This window comes from Pseudomonas rossensis, assembly GCF_039888995.1.
In the GTDB taxonomy this organism is placed as follows: domain Bacteria; phylum Pseudomonadota; class Gammaproteobacteria; order Pseudomonadales; family Pseudomonadaceae; genus Aquipseudomonas; species Aquipseudomonas rossensis.
Window position 1 is genome coordinate 28,154 of the sequence record NZ_JBBWCB010000022.1, and the last position, 20,553, is coordinate 48,706.

The 20,553-nt window shown below is 60.1% G+C and carries 21 protein-coding genes; all 21 read left to right on the forward strand.

Features of this window, described 5'->3' with window-relative positions:
• The 21 genes from fliF (at window position 1) to fliA (ending at window position 20,457) form a co-directional block, all read left to right on the forward strand.
• A complete protein-coding gene (gene fliF / locus WLY71_RS08765; RefSeq protein WP_347803255.1) occupies window positions 1–1,785 on the forward strand; it encodes a flagellar basal-body MS-ring/collar protein FliF in 1,785 nt (594 codons plus the stop codon).
• Window positions 1,778–2,797, forward strand: coding sequence for a flagellar motor switch protein FliG (gene fliG / locus WLY71_RS08770; protein WP_282377484.1), 1,020 nt, complete (start codon window positions 1,778–1,780; stop codon window positions 2,795–2,797). Before fliF ends, fliG begins: the two co-directional genes overlap by 8 nt.
• Window positions 2,798–2,804: 7 nt before the next feature.
• Window positions 2,805–3,614 carry a flagellar assembly protein FliH gene (gene fliH / locus WLY71_RS08775; protein WP_347803256.1) on the forward strand — a complete coding sequence of 270 codons (810 nt, stop codon included), beginning with the start codon at window positions 2,805–2,807 and terminating at the stop codon, window positions 3,612–3,614.
• On the forward strand, window positions 3,604–4,962 hold the full coding sequence (gene fliI, locus WLY71_RS08780) for a flagellar protein export ATPase FliI (RefSeq protein WP_056742084.1): 1,359 nt from the start codon (window positions 3,604–3,606) through the stop codon (window positions 4,960–4,962). The genes fliH and fliI overlap by 11 nt, the downstream gene beginning before the upstream one ends.
• A gap of 6 nt (window positions 4,963–4,968) precedes the next feature.
• The gene (gene fliJ, locus WLY71_RS08785) at window positions 4,969–5,418 is read left to right on the forward strand and encodes a flagellar export protein FliJ (RefSeq protein WP_033055981.1); all 450 of its coding nucleotides are present in this window, start codon (window positions 4,969–4,971) and stop codon (window positions 5,416–5,418) included.
• Between the two features lie 181 nt (window positions 5,419–5,599).
• The gene (locus WLY71_RS08790; RefSeq protein ID WP_347803257.1) at window positions 5,600–5,905 is read left to right on the forward strand and encodes an STAS domain-containing protein; all 306 of its coding nucleotides are present in this window, start codon (window positions 5,600–5,602) and stop codon (window positions 5,903–5,905) included.
• A 5-nt stretch (window positions 5,906–5,910) separates the two neighbouring features.
• Window positions 5,911–7,617 carry an ATP-binding SpoIIE family protein phosphatase gene (locus tag WLY71_RS08795; RefSeq protein ID WP_347803258.1) on the forward strand — a complete coding sequence of 569 codons (1,707 nt, stop codon included), beginning with the start codon at window positions 5,911–5,913 and terminating at the stop codon, window positions 7,615–7,617.
• Window positions 7,618–7,647: 30 nt separating this feature from the next.
• Window positions 7,648–8,016 (forward strand): Hpt domain-containing protein, encoded by a 369-nt coding sequence (locus WLY71_RS08800; protein ID WP_347803259.1) that lies wholly within the window; start codon window positions 7,648–7,650, stop codon window positions 8,014–8,016.
• A gap of 83 nt (window positions 8,017–8,099) precedes the next feature.
• The gene (locus WLY71_RS08805) at window positions 8,100–9,470 is read left to right on the forward strand and encodes a flagellar hook-length control protein FliK (protein WP_347803260.1); all 1,371 of its coding nucleotides are present in this window, start codon (window positions 8,100–8,102) and stop codon (window positions 9,468–9,470) included.
• A 207-nt stretch (window positions 9,471–9,677) separates the two neighbouring features.
• Entirely contained in the window at window positions 9,678–10,178 is a 501-nt protein-coding gene (gene fliL, locus WLY71_RS08810) for a flagellar basal body-associated protein FliL (RefSeq protein ID WP_150655106.1), read from the forward strand.
• 9 nt (window positions 10,179–10,187) lie between these two features.
• A complete protein-coding gene (fliM, locus tag WLY71_RS08815; RefSeq protein ID WP_347803261.1) occupies window positions 10,188–11,156 on the forward strand; it encodes a flagellar motor switch protein FliM in 969 nt (322 codons plus the stop codon).
• A gap of 73 nt (window positions 11,157–11,229) precedes the next feature.
• Window positions 11,230–11,688 carry a flagellar motor switch protein FliN gene (gene fliN / locus WLY71_RS08820; RefSeq protein ID WP_129442187.1) on the forward strand — a complete coding sequence of 153 codons (459 nt, stop codon included), beginning with the start codon at window positions 11,230–11,232 and terminating at the stop codon, window positions 11,686–11,688.
• Complete coding sequence (gene fliO / locus WLY71_RS08825) at window positions 11,689–12,135, forward strand: flagellar biosynthetic protein FliO (RefSeq protein ID WP_347803262.1); 447 nt, start codon at window positions 11,689–11,691, stop codon at window positions 12,133–12,135.
• Window positions 12,135–12,893 carry a flagellar type III secretion system pore protein FliP gene (fliP, locus tag WLY71_RS08830; protein WP_309676314.1) on the forward strand — a complete coding sequence of 253 codons (759 nt, stop codon included), beginning with the start codon at window positions 12,135–12,137 and terminating at the stop codon, window positions 12,891–12,893. The genes fliO and fliP overlap by 1 nt, the downstream gene beginning before the upstream one ends.
• Window positions 12,890–13,159 carry a flagellar biosynthesis protein FliQ gene (gene fliQ / locus WLY71_RS08835; RefSeq protein WP_007948918.1) on the forward strand — a complete coding sequence of 90 codons (270 nt, stop codon included), beginning with the start codon at window positions 12,890–12,892 and terminating at the stop codon, window positions 13,157–13,159. Before fliP ends, fliQ begins: the two co-directional genes overlap by 4 nt.
• A gap of 3 nt (window positions 13,160–13,162) precedes the next feature.
• Window positions 13,163–13,945 (forward strand): flagellar biosynthetic protein FliR, encoded by a 783-nt coding sequence (gene fliR, locus WLY71_RS08840; RefSeq protein WP_095127767.1) that lies wholly within the window; start codon window positions 13,163–13,165, stop codon window positions 13,943–13,945.
• Between the two features lie 3 nt (window positions 13,946–13,948).
• Entirely contained in the window at window positions 13,949–15,088 is a 1,140-nt protein-coding gene (gene flhB / locus WLY71_RS08845; RefSeq protein ID WP_347803263.1) for a flagellar biosynthesis protein FlhB, read from the forward strand.
• Window positions 15,089–15,302: 214 nt separating this feature from the next.
• Window positions 15,303–17,432: a flagellar biosynthesis protein FlhA gene (gene flhA, locus WLY71_RS08850; protein ID WP_347803264.1), complete on the forward strand. Its 2,130-nt coding sequence runs from the start codon at window positions 15,303–15,305 to the stop codon at window positions 17,430–17,432.
• An 11-nt stretch (window positions 17,433–17,443) separates the two neighbouring features.
• A complete protein-coding gene (gene flhF / locus WLY71_RS08855) occupies window positions 17,444–18,772 on the forward strand; it encodes a flagellar biosynthesis GTPase FlhF (protein WP_347803265.1) in 1,329 nt (442 codons plus the stop codon).
• Window positions 18,773–18,889: 117 nt separating this feature from the next.
• On the forward strand, window positions 18,890–19,720 hold the full coding sequence (gene fleN / locus WLY71_RS08860) for a flagellar synthesis regulator FleN (protein WP_008001746.1): 831 nt from the start codon (window positions 18,890–18,892) through the stop codon (window positions 19,718–19,720).
• A complete protein-coding gene (fliA, locus tag WLY71_RS08865) occupies window positions 19,717–20,457 on the forward strand; it encodes an RNA polymerase sigma factor FliA (RefSeq protein ID WP_007894214.1) in 741 nt (246 codons plus the stop codon). The genes fleN and fliA overlap by 4 nt, the downstream gene beginning before the upstream one ends.
• The last annotated feature ends 96 nt before the right edge of the window (window positions 20,458–20,553 follow it).

A 20,553-nucleotide genomic window follows, 5' to 3' on the forward strand; every position in this document is an offset into this window, starting at 1 on the left:
ATGGCAGAAGCAGTCGCCGATAATGTTCCGGCCAAGGCCACTCCAATAGACGGCAAGCCGCCGCTGTTCGGGTTGTCCTTCCTGGAAAACCTCTCCGAGATGACCATGTTGCGTCAGGTAGGCCTGTTGGTCGGCCTGGCTGCGAGCGTGGCGATTGGCTTTGCCGTGGTGTTGTGGTCCCAGCAGCCGGACTACCGGCCTCTGTACGGCAGTCTTGCCGGTATGGACGCCAAACAGGTCATGGATACCCTGGCCGCAGCCGACATTCCCTATACCGTTGAACCGAACTCCGGTGCCTTGCTGGTCAAGGCCGATGACCTGTCCCGTGCGCGAATCAAACTCGCGGGCGCTGGTGTCACTCCCACCGACGGCAACATCGGTTTTGAAATTCTCGACAAGGACCAGGGCCTGGGCACCAGCCAGTTCATGGAAGCGACCCGTTATCGTCGTGGTCTCGAAGGCGAACTGGCTCGCACCATCTCCAGCCTGAACAACGTCAAGGGTGCCCGCGTGCACCTGGCGATTCCAAAAAGTTCGGTGTTCGTGCGCGACGAGCGCAAGCCGAGCGCTTCGATTCTGGTGGAACTGTACTCCGGCCGCTCGCTGGAGCCTGGTCAAGTGCTGGCGATCATCAACCTGGTGGCCACCAGCGTTCCCGAACTCAGCAAATCCCAGATCACTGTCGTCGACCAGAAGGGCAACCTGCTGTCGGATCAGGCGGAAAATTCCGAACTGACCATGGCCGGCAAGCAATTCGATTACAGTCGTCGCATGGAAAGCATGCTGACCCAGCGCGTGCACAACATTCTGCAACCGGTGCTGGGCAACGATCGCTATAAAGCCGAAGTCTCGGCCGATGTGGATTTCAGCGCTGTCGAGTCGACCTCCGAGCAATTCAACCCGGACCAACCGGCGTTGCGCAGCGAGCAGTCGGTCAACGAACAACGTACCGCCAGCAATGGCCCACAAGGTGTGCCGGGCGCTTTGAGCAACCAGCCACCCGCGCCAGCTTCTGCGCCGCAAACCACCGGTGGCGCTACCGCGTCGGCCGGCATGGTGCAGCCAGGCCAGCCACTGCTGGATGCCAACGGTCAGCAAATCATGGACCCGGCTACCGGCCAGCCTATGCTTGCACCGTACCCGGCGGACAAGCGTCAACAATCCACCAAGAACTTCGAACTCGACCGTTCCATCAGCCACACCAAACAACAGCAGGGCCGTTTGAATCGCCTGTCGGTGTCGGTGGTGGTGGATGACCAGGTCAAGATCAACGCGGCCAACGGTGAAACCACCCGTGCGCCGTGGACCGCCGATGAATTGGCGCGCTTCACTCGCCTGGTACAGGATGCCGTAGGCTTCGACGCCAGCCGTGGCGACAGCGTCAGCGTGATCAACATGCCGTTCTCCGCCGAGCGCGGTGAAGTGATTGCCGAAATTCCGTTCTACTCCCAGCCGTGGTTCTGGGACATCGTCAAGCAAGTGCTGGGTGTCTTGTTCATCCTGGTGCTGGTGTTCGGTGTGCTGCGTCCGGTGCTCAACAACATCACCGGCGGCGGCAAAGACAAACAACTGGGCATCGGCAGCGACGTCGAACTGGGTGGCATGGGCGGCTTGGACGGCGAACTGGCCAACGACCGCGTCAGTCTCGGTGGCCCGACCAGCATTCTGCTGCCGAGCCCGAGCGAAGGCTATGACGCACAGTTGAATGCAATCAAGAGTCTGGTGGCAGAAGATCCGGGTCGCGTGGCCCAGGTCGTGAAAGAGTGGATTAACGCAGATGAGTGATAACCGAGCCGTTGCCGCCAAACTGTCCAAGGTCGACAAAGCCGCGATTCTGCTGCTGTCCCTGGGTTCAACCGACGCCGCCCAGGTGCTGCGCCACATGGGGCCCAAAGAGGTCCAGCGTGTGGGTGTGGCCATGGCACAAATGGGTAACGTGCACCGCGAGCAGGTCGAGCAGGTGATGAGCGAGTTCGTCGACATCGTCGGCGACCAGACCAGCCTCGGCGTCGGCTCCGATGACTACGTGCGCAAAATGCTCACGCAGGCCTTGGGCGAAGACAAGGCCAACGGCCTGATCGACCGGATCCTGCTGGGCGGCAACACCAGCGGCCTCGACAGCCTGAAGTGGATGGAACCGCGCGCCGTCGCCGACGTGATCCGTTACGAGCACCCGCAGATCCAGGCGATCGTGGTGGCGTATCTCGATCCGGACCAGGCGGGTGAAGTGCTGGGCAACTTCGACCACAAGGTGCGTCTGGACATCATTCTGCGAGTCTCCTCGCTGAACACTGTGCAGCCAGCGGCCCTGAAAGAACTCAACCAGATTCTCGAGAAGCAGTTCTCCGGCAACTCGAATGCCGCGCGCACCACCTTGGGTGGCATCAAGCGTGCGGCAGATATCATGAACTTCCTCGACAGCTCGATCGAAGGTCAACTGATGGACTCGATTCGCGAAGTCGACGAAGACCTGTCCGGTCAGATCGAAGACCTCATGTTCGTGTTCAACAACCTGTCCGATGTCGACGATCGCGGTATTCAAGCGCTGCTGCGCGAAGTGTCTTCCGACGTTCTGGTGCTGGCCCTCAAGGGTTCGGACGAAGGCGTCAAAGAGAAGATCTTCAAGAACATGTCCAAACGGGCGGCCGAACTGTTGCGCGACGACCTCGAGGCCAAAGGCCCGGTGCGCGTCAGCGACGTGGAAACCGCGCAGAAAGAAATCCTCACCATTGCCCGCCGTATGGCCGAAGCCGGAGAAATCGTTCTCGGCGGGAAGGGCGGCGAAGAGATGATCTAAGGTCACTATGTCGTCCAAACATGATGAGTCCAACACCGACCTGATCCGTGGTAAGGACGTCGGTGGTTTCGACGTCTGGTCGCTGCCCAGTTTCGATCCGTTCGTGCCGGAACCCGAGCCGGAACCTGAGCCCGAGCCGCCGGAAATGGAAGAAGTGCCACTGGATGAAGTCCAGCCACTGACCCTCGAAGAACTCGAAAGCATTCGCCAGGAGGCCTACAACGAAGGCTTCGCCACGGGCGAAAAAGAAGGTTTCCACAGCACCACGCTCAAAGTCCGTCAGGAAGCGGAGGTGGCCCTGGCCGCCAAGATTGCCGCTCTGGAGCAGTTGATGGGGCATTTGTTCGAGCCTATTGCCGAGCAGGACACCTTGATCGAAAAGTCCCTGGTCGACCTGGTGCAGCACATCACCAAGCAGGTGATTCAGCGCGAACTCGCCATCGACTCGACGCAGATCGAACACGTCATGCGTGAAGCCCTCAAGCTCTTGCCGCTGGGCGTGGGCAATGTGCGGTTGTACATCAATCCGCAAGATTTCGAACAGGTCAAAGCCCTGCGCGAACGCCATGAAGAAACCTGGCGCATCGTCGAGGACGAGGCGTTGTTGCCCGGCGGTTGCCGGGTCGAGACTGAACACAGTCGTATCGACGCCACGGTCGAAACCCGCGTTGCGCGGGTCATGGACAAGCTGTTCGATCAGTTGCACGAACAGGCCTTGCACCCGGCCGAGCCGGATCTGAGCTTGGAACTGCCGATCAGTGACAAGCCAGCGGTCGTGCCGGTCGACCCCGAACTGGACAATCCTGATGCGCCTTGACCGCACCAGCTTCGCCAAGCGCCTCGGCAGCTACGCCGAGGCCACGGCGCTGGAAGGTGCGCCGATCCTTGAGGGCCGCTTGCTGCGCATGGTCGGCCTGACCCTCGAAGCCGAGGGCTTGCGCGCCGCCATGGGCAGCCGCTGCATGGTGATCAACGACGACAGTTATCACCCGGTGCAGGTTGAAGCCGAAGTCATGGGCTTCTCCGGCAGCAAGGTGTTTCTGATGCCGGTCGGCAGCGTTGCCGGCATCGCTCCCGGTGCCCGTGTGGTTCCTCTGGCTGATACCGGCCGTCTGCCGATGGGCATGAGCATGCTCGGGCGGGTGCTCGATGGCGCCGGTCGCGCGCTGGACGGCAAGGGTGGGATGAAGGCTGAAGACTGGGTGCCTATGGACGGCCCGACGATCAACCCGCTCAAGCGCGAACCGATCAGCGAGCCGCTGGACGTGGGCATTCGCAGCATCAACGGTTTGTTGACGGTCGGTCGCGGTCAGCGTCTGGGCCTGTTCGCCGGTACTGGTGTGGGCAAGAGTGTGTTGCTGGGCATGATGACCCGCTTCACCGAGGCCGACATCATCGTCGTCGGGCTGATCGGTGAGCGGGGTCGTGAAGTTAAAGAATTCATCGAGCACATCCTTGGTGAGGAAGGGCTCAAGCGTTCGGTCGTGGTGGCGTCCCCAGCGGACGATGCGCCGCTGATGCGTCTGCGCGCTGCGATGTACTGCACGCGAATCGCCGAGTATTTCCGCGACAAGGGCAAGAACGTCCTGTTACTGATGGACTCCCTGACCCGTTTCGCCCAGGCCCAGCGGGAAATCGCCCTGGCCATCGGCGAACCGCCAGCGACCAAGGGTTATCCGCCATCGGTGTTCGCCAAACTGCCGAAACTGGTGGAGCGGGCCGGTAACGCCGAGAAGGGCGGCGGTTCGATCACCGCGTTCTACACCGTACTGTCCGAAGGCGATGACCAGCAGGATCCGATTGCCGACGCCGCGCGAGGCGTGCTCGACGGGCACATCGTGCTGTCCCGGCGCCTGGCCGAGGAAGGTCATTACCCGGCCATCGATATCGAAGCGTCCATCAGCCGGGTCATGCCGTCGGTGGTTACGCCCGAACACATGATGCGCGCCCAGTATTTCAAGCAATTGTGGTCGCGGTATCAGCAGAGTCGCGACTTGATCAGCGTCGGCGCCTATGTCGCGGGTGGTGATCGGGAAACCGACCTGGCGATCTCCCTGCAACCGCAGTTGGTGAAATACCTGCGCCAGGGCCTGAACGACAGCATCAGTCTGGGCGAAAGCGAAGCCTACCTCGGCACGATTTTCGCTCCCGCGGCCGGCGGCTAACCGGCCATGGCCCAGAGCCGAGCCTCGCGCCTGGCCCCCGTGGTCGAAATGGCCGAAAAGGCCGAGAAAACCGCGGTCCTGCGTCTGGGGCACTTTCAGGGGCAAGTCCGTCTGGCCGAAAGCAAACTCGCCGACCTCGAAGCCTTTCGTCTCGACTATCAGGAACAATGGATCGTGCGCGGCAGCAGTGGCGTGTCTGGCCAATGGCTGCTGGGTTATCAAGGCTTCCTTGCGCAACTGGGTACCGCCATCGACCAGCAGCGACAAAGCCTGGTATGGCATCAAAACAACCTGAACAAGGCTCGGGAATCCTGGCAGCAGGCGTTTGCCCGGGTCGAAGGCTTGCGCAAACTGGTGTTGCGCTACATGGATGAGGCGCGGCGACTGGAAGACCGGCGCGAGCAAAAGCTGCTGGATGAGTTGTCCCAGCGGTTGCCGCGTCAGGATCCGTATTGAGTGGTGCCTTCGAAAAGATCGCAGCCTGCGGCAGCTCCTACATTGACTGCGTGCAAACCCGGTTCTGTAGGAGCTGCCGCAGGTTCGGGCCGCGTTAGGACGATCTTTTGATCTTGCTCCAGCCCCAGCCAAGTGCTAAACCTTGTACACGTACGTTCACCAATGACAAGGAAGCCGTTAAATGCCAGTTGTTACAGAAGTATCCCAAGATGGGCAAAAGCTGACGATATCGATCAAGGGACGATTCGATTTCGCCAAGCATCAGGAATTTCGCGAGTCCTACGAAAATCTTCAGCCAAAACCCGAGTCCTTCGAGGTTGATCTGAAAGACGCTACCTACCTCGACAGCTCAGCGCTCGGCATGCTGTTGCTATTGCGTGATCACGCTGGCGGCGAGAATGCCGAGATCACGTTGACCAACGCTAACGCAGATGTGCGCAAGATCCTCGCCATCTCCAACTTCGAACAAATCTTCGAAGTGGCGTGAGCGCCATGCAGTCTTTGTTCGAGCCGCTGACGATCCTGATCGCTGAAGACAGCGCGGCCGATCGCATGCTGCTGTCGACCATCGTCCGACGCCAGGGGCATGAGGTGCTGACGGCCGCCAACGGTGCCGAAGCCGTTGAAGCGTTTCGCCAGCAACGACCGCAACTGGTGCTCATGGACGCGATGATGCCGGTGATGGACGGTTTCGAGGCGGCGCGGCAGATCAAGGTGTTGGCAGGGGAAACCCTGGTGCCGATCATCTTCCTCACCTCGCTGACCGAAAGCGAAGCGCTGGCCCGCTGTCTGGAGGCCGGGGGCGACGACTTTCTGGCAAAACCCTACAACCAGGTGATCCTCGCCGCCAAGATCAAGGCGATGGACCGCTTGCGACGATTGCAGGCCACGGTGTTGCAACAGCGCGACCAGATCGCCAGGCACCACGAGTACCTGCTCAACGAGCAGCGCGTGGCCAAGGCCGTGTTCGACAAGGTGGCCCACTCCGGCTGCCTGAGTGCACCGAATATTCGCTACCTGCAATCGCCCTATGCGTTGTTCAACGGCGATCTGCTGCTGGCCGCGTTTACCCCGGCCGGCGACATGCACGTGCTGCTCGGCGATTTTACCGGTCATGGTTTGCCGGCTGCGGTTGGTGCCATGCCCTTGGCCGAAGTTTTCTATGGCATGACCACCAAGGGTTACGGCCTGTCCGAAACCCTGCGCGAGATGAATGCCAAGCTCAAGCGCATCCTGCCGGTGGACATGTTCTGTTGTGCAACGCTGCTGTGCCTGAGTTTTCAGCGACGCTCGGTGGAGGTCTGGAACGGCGGAATGCCGGACGGTTACCTGCACAGCATCGCCAGCGGTGAGCGAACGCCGCTGACGGCTCGGCATTTGCCGCTCGGCGTGCTGAGCCCGCAATCCTTTGATGACCGCACCGAGGTGTTTCCGATGGCGGTCGGGGATCGGGTCTTCCTGTTGTCCGACGGGGTGATCGATACCTGCGATGCCAACGAACAGTTGTTTGGTGTGGAGCGATTGCAGCAGGTGTTTGCGGCCAATCGTCAGCCTGATGAGTTGTTCGAAGAGATCGAGCAGGCGTTGCGGGACTTTCGCGGCGAGGCCCGTGATGACGTGAGCATGGTCGAGGTCAGTCTGCTGGAGGCCGCACAACTGAGCCCGCCGGCGCTGGTGTATTCCGACAGTGGTCAGTCCTGCCCGCTGGACTGGTCAGTGAGTTTCGAATTTCGCGCCGCCACGCTCAAACGCTTCAATCCGCTGCCGTATCTTCTGCAACTGCTGCTTGAGGTCCACGGTCTGCGCGCTCAGAGCGGGGCGCTCTACAGTGTTTTGGCCGAACTGTATTCCAATGCCCTGGAACATGGGGTGCTGGGGCTGGATTCGAGTCTCAAGCGCGATGCCTCGGGTTTTACCCGCTATTATCAACAGCGAAATACGCGCCTGGACGCGTTGCAGGACGGTTTCGTGCGGGTGCATTTGCAGGTGACACCCAAGGGCGAGGGCGGGTGCCTGACTGTTCGGGTTGAAGACAGTGGCAAGGGTTTCGATGTTGCGCGGGTGATTGAGCGGCCCGTCGATGGTGTCCGTCTGTCGGGACGTGGCGTCAGTCTGATCCGTCAGTTGGGCCACAATGCGAGTTGGTCCGACGATGGTCGAAGTGCCCGCGTGGAATTTTTCTGGGAGGCTCTGGCATAATCCACGCATTCTTGATCAAGGAGTGAGCAAGTGGCTGACACACACCTGGACCGCGACGTGCTAAGCGCGTTGCAAGAGGTCATGGAGGATGAGTATCCGACGTTGCTGGATACCTTTCTCGCCGATTCCGAAGAGCGTTTACGCATCTTGCGAAAGGCTGAAGATGCCGCGCAACTTATGAATGCTGCCCATAGTTTCAAGGGCAGCAGCAGCAACATGGGCGCCATTCGCCTGGCTGAGTTGTGCCATGACCTGGAGCAGCGCGCCAAGCAAAAAAGCCTCGCCGGCATTGAAAAACTGGTGGGCGAAATTGATGACGAATTTGCGTTTGTCCGGCCGCTCTATGAGGCCGAGCGTCAGCGTTCTCTCTCTGCCAATGATACCGGCCGGCGCTTTTAGCGCCGGTGACTCAAACCTGGCGCGACCTTTGCAATAATCTCCGTCAACTGTACCTACGATCCCAGTGCAGCGGAGACCGTTCCATGCCCGTTACCCCCAATATGCTTCTTCAGGCCGCCGCGCAGGCCAAGACTCAAGCCGCCTCCGCCAATTCACCGGCGCTGGCCGCTGAGCCTGGGGGCAAGGCATCCAGCTTCGCTCAGGTCTACGCTAATCAAGCCCGGAACAAACCCTCTGCGGTGGGTGATGGATCGGCCAAGCCGATACGCGATAAGGCGCCGGACAGCCCCGATAAAAAGGACGTCAGCAACGACAAGTCTGCCGCCCCGGAGCCTGCGGTTGCCGATAGCGGCAAATCCTTGCCCGCCGATAAGCCGGCGCCGACCGACGACAAGACTGCCAGCGATGATGCGTCGAAGGATGCCGAAACGCCGGTAGTCGACACCGTGCCTGTTGATCCAACCCTCGATCCTTCGTTACTGCCACCGTTGCAGGCAGTGGTGGCAACCCCTGTTCAGGAAGCCCCGCCAGTGGTCGCCACCGTGCAGCCAAAGGTCGAAGCGCCTGTTGCTGCGGCAGTGACGGCGACGCCAGTTGCTGCTGCAACGGCGGATAGCGATTTCGATCCCGAAGCCGATCCCCTCGACGCACTGCCCGCCGTGCGCATGGCCATGGAGCAGGGCGGCCATATTTCGGCTGCGAGTCAGGCCCAGCCCAAAGCGGCACAGACCTCGGCCCAGGCCCAGGCTGACGGCGAGTCAACCTCGGCGCAGACCTTCGCTGCAGGCATGGCGAGCATGCTCGATGTGCAAGCCGACAAGGACAGCACCGGCCAGGGCGGCGACAAGGCCTTCAGTGGTCTTGTCGATGACGGTCTCAAGGACTTGAAGTCCGCGAGTAGCGATACCCGGGTCGACGATTTCGCCAACCGTCTGGCGGCACTGACCCAGGCGGCCACGCCGAAAACCGCCAACGCATTGCCGGTGAACCAACCGATCGCCATGCATCAGAGCGGCTGGACCGAAGAAGTAGTGAACCGGGTCATGTACCTGTCCAGTGCCAATCTCAAGGCCGCCGACATCCAGTTGCAACCGGCCGAACTGGGGCGGCTGGACATTCGGGTGAACATGGTTCCGGATCAGCAGACCCAAGTGACGTTCATGAGCGCCCATCCAAGCGTTCGCGAAGCGCTGGACGGGCAGATGCATCGCTTGCGTGACATGTTTGCGCAGCAGGGCATGGGCCAGGTCGACGTCAATGTGTCCGACCAGTCCCGTGGCTGGCAGGGTCAGGGGCAGGAACAGGCTCAACAGGGTCAAAGCCAGGGTGGACGCACCAATGCCAGCGGTGGTCGTCTCGATTCCATGGACGAAGAGCTTGCGCCAACAGCTGCCGAAGTAGCGGCCAGCACCACCAGCGTCATTGGCTCCAGCGCAGTCGACTACTACGCCTGATAAATCTCGGCGACCCTAAAAGATCGCAGCCTGCGGCAGCTCCTACAGGATGTACACATTCCAATGTAGGAGCTGCCGAAGGCTGCGATCTTTTGATTTTCGGCTTCAACCAGCCGCAGCCCATTTTCCTTCAGACACTTCTGGCATAACACTTGCTCTTGCCTTGCCGTGCGACTGTGAAAACCCGAATAGTGACGGATTATTGGCATGGCGAAGAGCGAAGCAGCAGTAAAAGACCCCGCAACCAAAGGCAAACTCAAGCTGATCATTGTGATCGTGGTAGCCCTGCTGCTGGCGATCGGTTTGTCCGTGGGAGCAACCTGGTTCTTCATGCACAGCGCCCAGAGCAAGCCTGCCGCCGCGGCCGAAACCGCCCCGGTCGGCAAGCAGCCAGCGATTTTCGAGCCCATGGCTCCAGCCTTCGTGGCCAATTACAACCAGAACGGCCGTCAGCGCTACATGCAGGTGAGCATTACCATGCTGGGTCGCAATCAGGCCGATCTGGAAGCGCTCAAAGTCCACATGCCCGTCATCCGCAATAACCTGGTCATGCTGTTCTCCGGGCAGGACTTCGCCACCCTGGCGTCGCCGGTCGGGCAGGAAATGTTGCGTCAGAAAGCCACGGCCAGCGTCCAGGAAGTGGCGCAGAAAGAACTCGGCAAAGTGGTCATCGAACAGTTGCTTTTCACTAATTTCGTACTGCAGTAGGAACACGACATGGCCGTGCAGGACCTGCTGTCCCAGGATGAGATCGATGCGCTGTTGCATGGCGTCGACGATGGTCTGGTGCAGACCGATACCGCCGCCGAACCCGGCAGCGTCAAAAGCTACGACCTGACCAGCCAGGATCGCATCGTCCGTGGACGCATGCCCACCCTGGAGATGATCAACGAGCGTTTCGCCCGCTACACCCGCATCAGCATGTTCAACATGCTGCGCCGCTCGGCGGACGTTGCCGTCGGTGGCGTGCAGGTGATGAAGTTCGGTGAATACGTGCACTCACTGTACGTGCCGACCAGCCTCAACCTGGTCAAGATCAAACCGTTGCGCGGCACCGCACTGTTCATCCTCGACGCCAAACTGGTGTTCAAACTGGTGGACAACTTCTTCGGCGGCGACGGCCGTCACGCGAAGATCGAAGGGCGTGAATTCACCCCAACCGAACTGCGCGTGGTGCGCATGGTGCTGGAGCAGGCCTTCATCGATTTGAAGGAAGCCTGGCAGGCGATCATGGAAGTGAATTTCGAGTACATCAACTCGGAAGTGAACCCGGCAATGGCCAACATCGTCGGTCCGAGCGAAGCCATTGTGGTGTCGACGTTCCACATCGAACTCGATGGCGGCGGCGGCGACCTGCACGTGACCATGCCGTACTCGATGATCGAGCCGGTACGCGAAATGCTCGACGCCGGCTTCCAGTCGGATCTCGACGATCAGGATGAGCGCTGGGTCAATGCCTTGCGCCAGGACGTGCTGGACGTTGACGTACCGATCGGTGCCACGGTTGCCCGTCGTCAGTTGCGCCTGCGGGACATTCTGCACATGCAGCCGGGGGACATTATCCCGATCGAGATGCCGGAAGAGATGATCATGCGCGCCAACGGCGTGCCTGCGTTCAAGGTCAAGATGGGGTCGCACAAAGGCAACCTCGCGTTGCAAGTGATCGAGCCGATCGAGCGCCGCTGACCGGCGCTCCAAAACCCCCTGTGCTTTTAACTGACGGCTCCTGATTGAATGGATGCCCGCCGAGGACAAATTGATGGCTAACGATATGAACACCCAGGACGACCAGGCGCTGGCCGATGAATGGGCTGCTGCCCTGGAAGAAACCGGCGACGCCGGGCAGGACGATATCGACGCCTTGCTGGCCGCCGATGCCGCCAGTTCGCCGTCCAACCGTCTGCCGATGGAAGAGTTCGGCAGCGTGCCGAAAAACAACGAACCGGTCACCCTGGACGGTCCGAACCTGGACGTGATCCTCGACATTCCGGTGTCGATTTCCATGGAAGTCGGCAGCACCGACATCAACATCCGCAACCTGCTGCAGCTTAACCAGGGTTCGGTGATCGAGCTCGATCGTCTGGCCGGTGAACCGCTCGACGTACTGGTCAACGGCACGCTCATCGCTCACGGTGAAGTAGTGGTGGTCAACGAGAAGTTCGGCATCCGCCTGACTGACGTAATCAGCCCAAGCGAACGCATCAAGAAGTTGCGCTGAGTGAAAAAGGCTCTGGGGTTTGTGCTGGCGTTGCCGTTCAGTGTTCTGGCAGCCGAGCCGGTAGCGACCGCTACTGCGGCCGCCGCGCCGGCGGTCAGCAGCGGTGTGGCCGGGCAATTGACGCAGTTGGTGTTCGGTTTGCTGCTGGTGCTGGGGTTGATCTTCTTCCTCGCCTGGTTGCTGCGCCGGGTCCAGCAGGCTGGGCCGGCCGGCAAAGGGCAGGTCATCGAGCTGATCGGTTCCCGCGCGCTAGGCCCGCGTGACCGTCTGATGCTGGTGCAGGTCGGCAACGAGCAGATTCTGCTTGGCTTGAGCCCTGGCACCATCACCGCGTTGCACGTGCTCAAGGAGCCGGTGCAAGTGCCCGGCGGGACTGAAAAAGCGACCCCCGAGTTTGCCCAGCGCCTGATGGAGCTGATGGGCAAGGATCATAAGGATAAGAAGTAATGGGTGCGCTACGCATCATCTTGACGCTGGCGCTGATGCTGGCCGCGCCGCTGGCGTTCGCCGCCGATCCGTTGTCGATCCCGGCGATTACCCTGGGTACCAATGCCGACGGCGCTCAGGAGTATTCGGTCAGCCTGCAAATCCTGCTGATCATGACTGCGCTGAGTTTTATCCCGGCGTTCGTCATGCTGATGACCAGTTTCACCCGGATCATCATCGTCTTCTCGATCCTGCGTCAGGCCCTCGGCCTGCAACAAACGCCGTCGAACCAGATCCTCACGGGCATGGCGCTGTTCCTGACCTTATTCATCATGGCGCCGGTATTCGACCGTGTTAATCAGGATGCCTTGCAGCCATATCTGGCGGAGAAACTCACCGCGCAGGATGCGGTGGCCAAGGCTCAGGTACCGATCAAGGACTTCATGCTTGCCCAGACTCGCAGCAGCGACCTGGAGTTGTTCATGCGCTTGTCCAAACGCACCGATATCGCGTCGCCGGATCAGGCGCCGCTGACGATTCTGGTCCCGGCGTTCGTCACGTCCGAGCTGAAAACCGCGTTCCAGATTGGCTTCATGATCTTCATTCCGTTCCTGATCATCGATCTGGTCGTGGCCAGTGTGCTGATGGCCATGGGTATGATGATGCTCTCGCCGCTGATCATTTCCCTGCCATTCAAGATCATGCTGTTCGTGCTGGTGGATGGCTGGGCGTTGATCATCGGTACGCTGGCGAGCAGCTTCGGCGGTGTATCGCCATGACGCCAGAAGTTGCGGTAGACATCTTCCGGGAAGCGCTGTGGCTGACCACCATGATGGTTGCCGTGCTGGTGATTCCGAGTTTGCTCGTGGGTCTGTTGGTGGCGATGTTCCAGGCCGCTACGCAGATCAACGAACAGACCCTGAGCTTCCTGCCGCGCCTGCTGGTGATGCTGGTGACGTTGATCGTCGCCGGTCCGTGGCTGGTGCAGACCTTTATGGAATACATCCTGCAGTTGTACGGCAGTATTCCTCAGGTCATCGGCTAAACCATGTCGCTGCTCCAGCTGACCGATACCCAGATCAGTACCTGGGTGGCGACGTTCATGCTGCCGCTGTTTCGTATCGGTGCCTTGCTGATGGTCATGCCGGTTTTCGGCACGAGCCTGGTGCCCACGCGAGTGCGCCTTTATTTCGCCCTGGCGATTACGTTGGTCATCGCTCCTGGCCTGCCGCCGATGCCGCCGGTCAATGCGCTGGACTTGAGCGGGTTGCTGCTGATTGCCGAGCAGATCCTCGTCGGTGCCGTGCTGGGGTTCTCCTTGCAGCTGTTCTTCCAGGCTTTCGTGGTCGCCGGGCAGATCGTCTCCATTCAGATGGGCATGGGCTTCGCTTCGATGGTCGACCCTACCAACGGCGTCTCGGTGGCGGTGATCGGGCAGTTCTTCACCATGCTGGTGACGCTGTTGTTCCTGTCCATGAACGGCCATCTGGTGGTGTTCGAAGTCCTCACTGAAAGCTTCACCACGTTGCCGGTCGGCAGCGGGTTGATGGTCAATCATTTCTGGGAGCTGGCCGGCAAGCTTGGCTGGGTCCTCGGTGCCGCGCTGTTGCTGGTGTTGCCGGCGATCACTGCGTTGCTGGTGGTCAACATCGCCTTTGGCGTGATGACCCGGGCTGCGCCGCAGCTGAACATCTTTTCCATCGGCTTTCCGCTGACGCTGGTGCTCGGGCTGTTCATCGTCTGGGTCGGGCTGGCGGACATTATTAATCAGTATCAACCGCTGGCCTCCGAGGCCTTGCAGTTGTTACGCGAACTGGCACGGGCGCGCTGAGTCATGGCTGAGAGCGAAAGCGGTCAGGACAAAACAGAAGACCCCACGGAGAAGCGCAAAAAAGACTCCCGTGAGAAGGGTGAGATCGCGCGTTCCAAGGAGCTAAATACCCTGGCCGTCATGCTTGCCGGCGCCGGTGGGTTGCTTATTTTCGGCGGAGCCCTGGCTCAGGATTTGATGGAGCTGATGCGCATGAACTTCTCGCTCTCGCGGGAAGTGATTCTGGATCAGCGGTCCATGGGTACTTACCTGCTGCACTCGGGGCAAATCGCCCTTGTCGCGATTCAGCCAGTGATGATCACCTTGCTGCTGGCGGCGTTGATCGGGCCGATTTCCCTGGGCGGCTGGCTGTTCGCAGCGGGTTCCATGGCGCCCAAGTTCAGCCGAATGAACCCCGGCGCCGGCCTCAAACGCATGTTCTCGGCTAAAGCGTTGGTGGAGCTGCTCAAGGCGCTGGCCAAGTTTTTCATCGTGTTGTTCGTGGCATTGGCAGTGTTGCAGTCGGATATCGACGATTTGCTGCGCATCGCTCATGAGCCGTTGGACATGGCGATCATTCACAGCCTGCAATTGGTCGGCTGGAGTACATTGTGGATGGCCTGCGGGCTGATCATCATCGCCGCGGTGGACGTGCCGGTGCAGCTTTGGGAAAGCCACAAGAAACTGCTGATGACCAAGCAGGAAGTGCGTGACGAGCATAAAGATCAGGAAGGGAAGCCGGAGGTTAAACAACGGATTCGCCAGCTGCAGCGCGAAATGTCCCAGCGCCGGATGATGGCGGCGATCCCCGACGCCGATGTGGTGATCACCAACCCGACCCACTACGCCGTAGCGCTCAAGTACGATCCGGACAAGGGTGGGGCGCCGATGCTGATCGCCAAGGGCAGCGACTTCCTGGCCTTGAAGATCCGTGAAATCGCTGTGGCCAACGAAGTGCTGCTGCTTGAGTCGCCGGCACTGGCGCGTTCGATCTACTACTCCACCGAACTTGATCAGGAAATCCCTGGCGGGCTCTACCTTGCCGTCGCCCAGGTGCTCGCTTACGTCTACCAGATCCGCCAGCACCGCGCCGGCAAGGGTAAACGCCCGGATCCGCTCAAGGACGACCTGCCGATTCCGCCGGACTTGCGACGCGATTCTTGATCTGATCTACGGTTCTGAAAATCAAAAGATCGCAGCCTTCGGCAGCTCCTACTTGGGTTTGCGTACGCCCGTAGGAGCTGCCGAAGGCTGCGATCTTTTTTGCCTGCGAAACCTCTATTTCAAGTCCTGGCAAAAGTTGGAAGGCTTCTTGCAGTAGCGGCTCTGCGCCTGCTTCAGGCGTCAAAAGTTTGCTTTAAAGGAACGGGGGAAACCGGTGGATCGCTCTCAGTTACTCAACAGTGCTCGCACAAACGTTGCCGACTTAAGTCGGGGCAATCTGGGTGTGCCGTTGTTGCTGCTGGTCATGCTGGCGATGATGATGTTGCCGGTGCCGCCGTTCCTGCTGGACGTGTTCTTCACGTTCAACATCGCGTTGTCGATTGTCGTCTTGCTGGTCTGTGTTTACGCGTTGCGGCCACTGGACTTTGCGGTGTTCCCGACCATTCTGCTGGTGGCGACCCTGTTGCGACTGGCGCTGAACGTGGCCTCCACGCGGGTGGTGATGCTCCACGGTCAGGACGGCCATGCCGCCGCCGGTAAGGTGATCCAGGCCTTCGGTGAAGTGGTGATCGGCGGTAACTACGTGGTCGGTATCGTCGTCTTCGCGATTTTGATGATCATCAACTTCGTCGTGGTGACCAAGGGTGCCGGGCGGATTTCCGAGGTGAGCGCACGCTTCACCCTCGATGCGATGCCCGGTAAACAAATGGCCATCGACGCCGACTTGAACGCCGGCCTGATCGACCAGAACCAGGCGAAACTGCGCCGGATGGAAGTGGCACAGGAAGCCGAGTTCTACGGTTCCATGGACGGTGCCAGCAAGTTCGTTCGCGGTGACGCCATTGCCGGCCTGCTGATTCTGTTCATCAACCTGATCGGCGGCATGGCGGTCGGTATCTTCCAGCACGGCATGACCTTTGGCGATGCCGGTCGGGTGTACGCCTTGTTGACCATCGGTGACGGTTTGGTGGCGCAATTGCCATCACTGCTTTTATCTACAGCTGCAGCGATCATGGTGACCCGTGCTTCCGGTTCGGAAGACATGGGCAAGCAGATCAATCGCCAGATGTTCGCCTCGCCCAAAGCGTTGGCCGTGGCGGCGGGTTTGATGGCGGTGATGGGCCTCGTGCCGGGCATGCCGCATTTCTCCTTTCTCAGCATGGCAGCCCTGGCGGCTGGCGGCGCGTACCTGTTCTGGAAGAAACAGAACGTGGTCAAGGTTCAGGCACTGCAAGAGGTCAAGCGTCAACAGGAACTGCTGCCATCGCCCGCTCGCGCTCAGGAAACCAAGGAGCTTGGCTGGGATGACGTCACTCCGATCGATATGATCGGCCTGGAAGTCGGCTACCGGCTGATTCCGCTGGTGGACCGCAATCAGGGTGGTCAGTTGCTGGCGCGGATCAAGGGCGTACGCAAAAAGCTGTCCCAGGATCTGGGCTTCCTGATGCCGACCGTGCATATCCGTGACAACCTCGACCTGGCGCCGAGCGCCTACCGCCTGACCCTGATGGGGGTGATCCTCGCTGAGGCGGAAATTTACCCGGACCGCGAACTGGCAATCAATCCGGGCCAGGTCTACGGTACGCTCAACGGCATTACCGCCAAAGATCCGGCTTTCGGTCTGGAGGCGGTCTGGATCGAAGTCAGCCAGCGTGCCCAGGCCCAATCCCTCGGTTACACCGTGGTCGATGCCAGTACGGTAGTGGCAACCCACTTGAACCAGATTTTGTACAAGCACTCGAGCGAGTTGATCGGTCACGAAGAAGTGCAGCAACTCATGCAATTGTTGGCAAAAAGCTCACCAAAACTGGCCGAAGAGCTGGTGCCGGGTGTGGTGTCGCTGTCGCAGCTGCTCAAAGTATTGCAGGCTTTGCTGGCCGAGCAGGTGCCAGTACGGGACATTCGCAGCATTGCCGAAGCCATCGCAAACAATGCCAGCAAGAGTCAAGATACTGCCGCGCTGGTGGCCGCGGTGCGCGTCGGTGTATCCCGCGCAATCGTCCAAAGCATTGTAGGGACTGACTCCGAGCTACCAGTGATCACCCTGGAGCCAAGGTTGGAACAAATATTGCTCAATAGTCTTCAGAAGGCAGGACAAGGCTCGGAAGAGGGCGTTCTGCTGGAGCCAAGCATGGCTGAGAAACTGCAGCGCTCGTTGATCGATGCGGCGCAGCGTCAGGAAATGCAAGGTCAACCGGTGATTCTGTTGGTAGCCGGTCCGGTTCGCGCGATGCTGTCGCGATTCGGCCGATTGGCAGTCCCGGGTTTGCATGTGTTGGCTTACCAGGAAATTCCTGACAACAAGCAAGTGACCATCGTTGCGACAGTAGGGCCCAACGGCTGAGGTAGTGGTTTATGCAAGTTAAGCGTTTTTTCGCCGCCGATATGCGTCAGGCCATGAAACTGGTTCGTGATGAGCTGGGCGCTGATGCCGCCATCATTGGCAACCGCCGGATCGCCGGGGGTGTCGAGCTGACGGCTGCCCTGGATTACAAATTATCGGCGCTGGCCCCGCGCGTTCCGAACATGGAACTCGAAGACGAGCTGCGCAAGACCCAATCGCGGATCGTCACCGCCCAGGCCGAACTGAGCCTGCGCAGCGATGGCGAGAGCGATAACTCCACCAATCGCCAATTGTTCGCCGGCCTGCCACTGACCGCCGCCGAGCCGCTGATCGAGCCGACCTACACCGAACCCCGTCGTCCTGCACCGGCAGCGGCACCTGCCACCGGTGGCGTAGACCCACGGGCGTTCGACTCGATGCGTTTCGAACTCAACAGCCTGCGCGAACTGATGGAAGTGCAACTCGGCTCCCTGGCCTGGAATCAGCTGCAAGGCAGCCGTCCGGCCCAGGCCAATCTTTGGCGTCGCCTGCAACGCATTGGTCTGTCCGGCCCGTTGTCGCGGGATTTGCTGGCGCTGATTGCCGATATTGAAGAACCTCGTCAGGCCTGGCGCATGTTGCTGGCACACCTGGCGCGGATGATCGCCACACCGGAAATCGAGCCTCTGGAAGAGGGCGGCGTGATTGCCATGGTCGGCCCTGCCGGCATGGGCAAGACCACCACCCTGGCCAAACTCGCGGCCCGTTACGTGCTCAAGTACGGCGCGCAGAATATCGCGCTGGTCAGCATGGACAGCTACCGCATTGGTGCTCAGGAACAACTCAAGACGTTGGGCCGGATCCTCAATGTGTCGGTGACGCATGTCGATCCGGGTCAGTCGCTGGTACAGGCGCTGGAGCCGTTGCTGCGCAAACGCGTGGTGCTGATCGATACCGCGGGCCTTCAGGCCAGCGATCCGGCACTGCGCATGCAGCTCGAAAGCCTGGCCGGTCGTGGCATCAAATCGAAAAATTATCTGGTTTTGGCAACCACCAGCCAGAAACAGGTTCTAACGGCCGCTTATCACAGTTACAAGCGTTGTGGGCTCGCTGGCTGCATCCTGACTAAACTGGATGAAACGGCAAGTCTGGGCGAGGTGTTGAGCCTGGCCATCAGTCATGAATTACCGGTGGCCTACCTGACCGATGGCCCGCGGATTCCGGATGATTTGCATCTGCCGCGTCGTCATCAGTTAGTCAGTCGCGCCGTCAGCGTGCAAATGCAAGAAGAACCCAGCGAAGAAGCCATGGCTGACATGTTCGCTGATATTTACCACAGCCCGACCAAGCAGGTCGGCTGAGGTATTAAATGAACAGTTTTTGTACCTACATCGATGGTCTGCCATGCATTGTTCAGTTAGTGAACGCGCAGCCAGTAATGTGGCCTCCGTCTAAGTAAGACAAGGTAAAGAAAATTCATGGGCAGCATGCATCCCGTACAGGTGATCGCGGTGACCGGCGGCAAAGGTGGCGTCGGGAAGACTAACGTGTCAGTGAACTTGTCCCTGGCTCTAGCTGAGCTCGGCCGGCGCGTCATGCTGCTGGACGCCGATCTGGGGCTGGCGAACGTCGACGTCCTGCTGGGACTGACACCCAAACGTACTTTGGCCGACGTGATCGAAGGCCGCTGCGAGCTGCGCGACGTACTGTTGCAAGGCCCTGGCGGCATCCGCATCGTCCCGGCCGCGTCCGGCACACAGAGCATGGTTCATTTGAGCCCGGCTCAACACGCCGGCCTGATCCAGGCGTTCAGCGATATCGGCGACAACCTCGACGTGCTGGTGATCGACACCGCTGCGGGCATTGGTGACTCGGTAGTCAGTTTCGTTCGCGCAGCGCAAGAAGTCTTGCTGGTGGTCTGCGACGAACCGACCTCGATCACAGATGCCTACGCACTGATCAAACTGCTGAACCGCGATTACGGCATGAACCGCTTCCGCGTCCTGGCCAACATGGCCCAGAGCCCGCAAGAAGGTCGCAACCTGTTCGCCAAGTTGACCAAGGTCACGGATCGCTTCCTCGACGTCGCCTTACAATACGTCGGCGCGGTGCCTTACGACGAAAGTGTGCGCAAGGCTGTGCAGAAGCAGCGCGCCGTTTACGAAGCCTTCCCGCGGTCCAAGTGTTCACTGGCGTTCAAGGCGATTGCACAGAAGGTCGATACCTGGCCGCTGCCTGCGAACCCGCGTGGGCACCTGGAGTTTTTCGTCGAGCGCCTCGTGCAACAAACCGCAGGACCTGTGCTATGACAGCCAGTGGCTACAACCTCTACAAGAAGTCGGCACGTGACGCGCAGTACGAGCTGATCGAGCGTTACGCGCCACTGGTTAAACGCATTGCCTACCACTTGCTGGCGCGTCTGCCAGCCAGTGTTCAGGTTGAAGATCTGATCCAGGCCGGGATGATCGGCCTGCTTGAAGTGTCGACCAAATACGACGCCAGCAAAGGCGCGAGTTTCGAGACGTACGCGGGCATACGAATCCGTGGCGCGATGCTCGACGAAGTACGCAAGGGGGACTGGGCGCCACGTTCGGTCCACCGCAATACCCGGATGGTCAGCGACGCAATTCGCTCTATTGAAGCTAAAACCGGCCGTGACGCTAAAGATCACGAGGTTGCGGCCGAACTCCAATTGAGTCTCGACGATTATTACGGGATTTTGAACGACACCCTGGGCAGCCGCTTGTTCAGTTTCGACGATCTGTTGCAGGACGGCGAACACGAAGGGCTGCACGAGGATGGCGCCAGTGCTCATCTCGAGCCGTCACGCGATCTGGAAGATGAACGCTTCCAGGCGGCGCTGGCGGACGCGATTGCCAATTTGCCGGAGCGTGAGCGACTGGTGTTGGCGCTGTACTACGACGAAGAGTTGAATCTCAAGGAAATCGGTGAGGTCCTGGGGGTCAGCGAATCTCGGGTCAGCCAGTTACACAGCCAGTGCGCGGCCCGTTTGCGGGGGCGTTTGGGGGAGTGGCGAGCGCGCTGAAGGCAGTGTGGGGACACTGCGAACGCGGCGGGTGGGGTGTTGAACCGTACCGGTCCCGATCTGTTGTGCTCCAGACAGTCATTGAGTGCTTTGCCG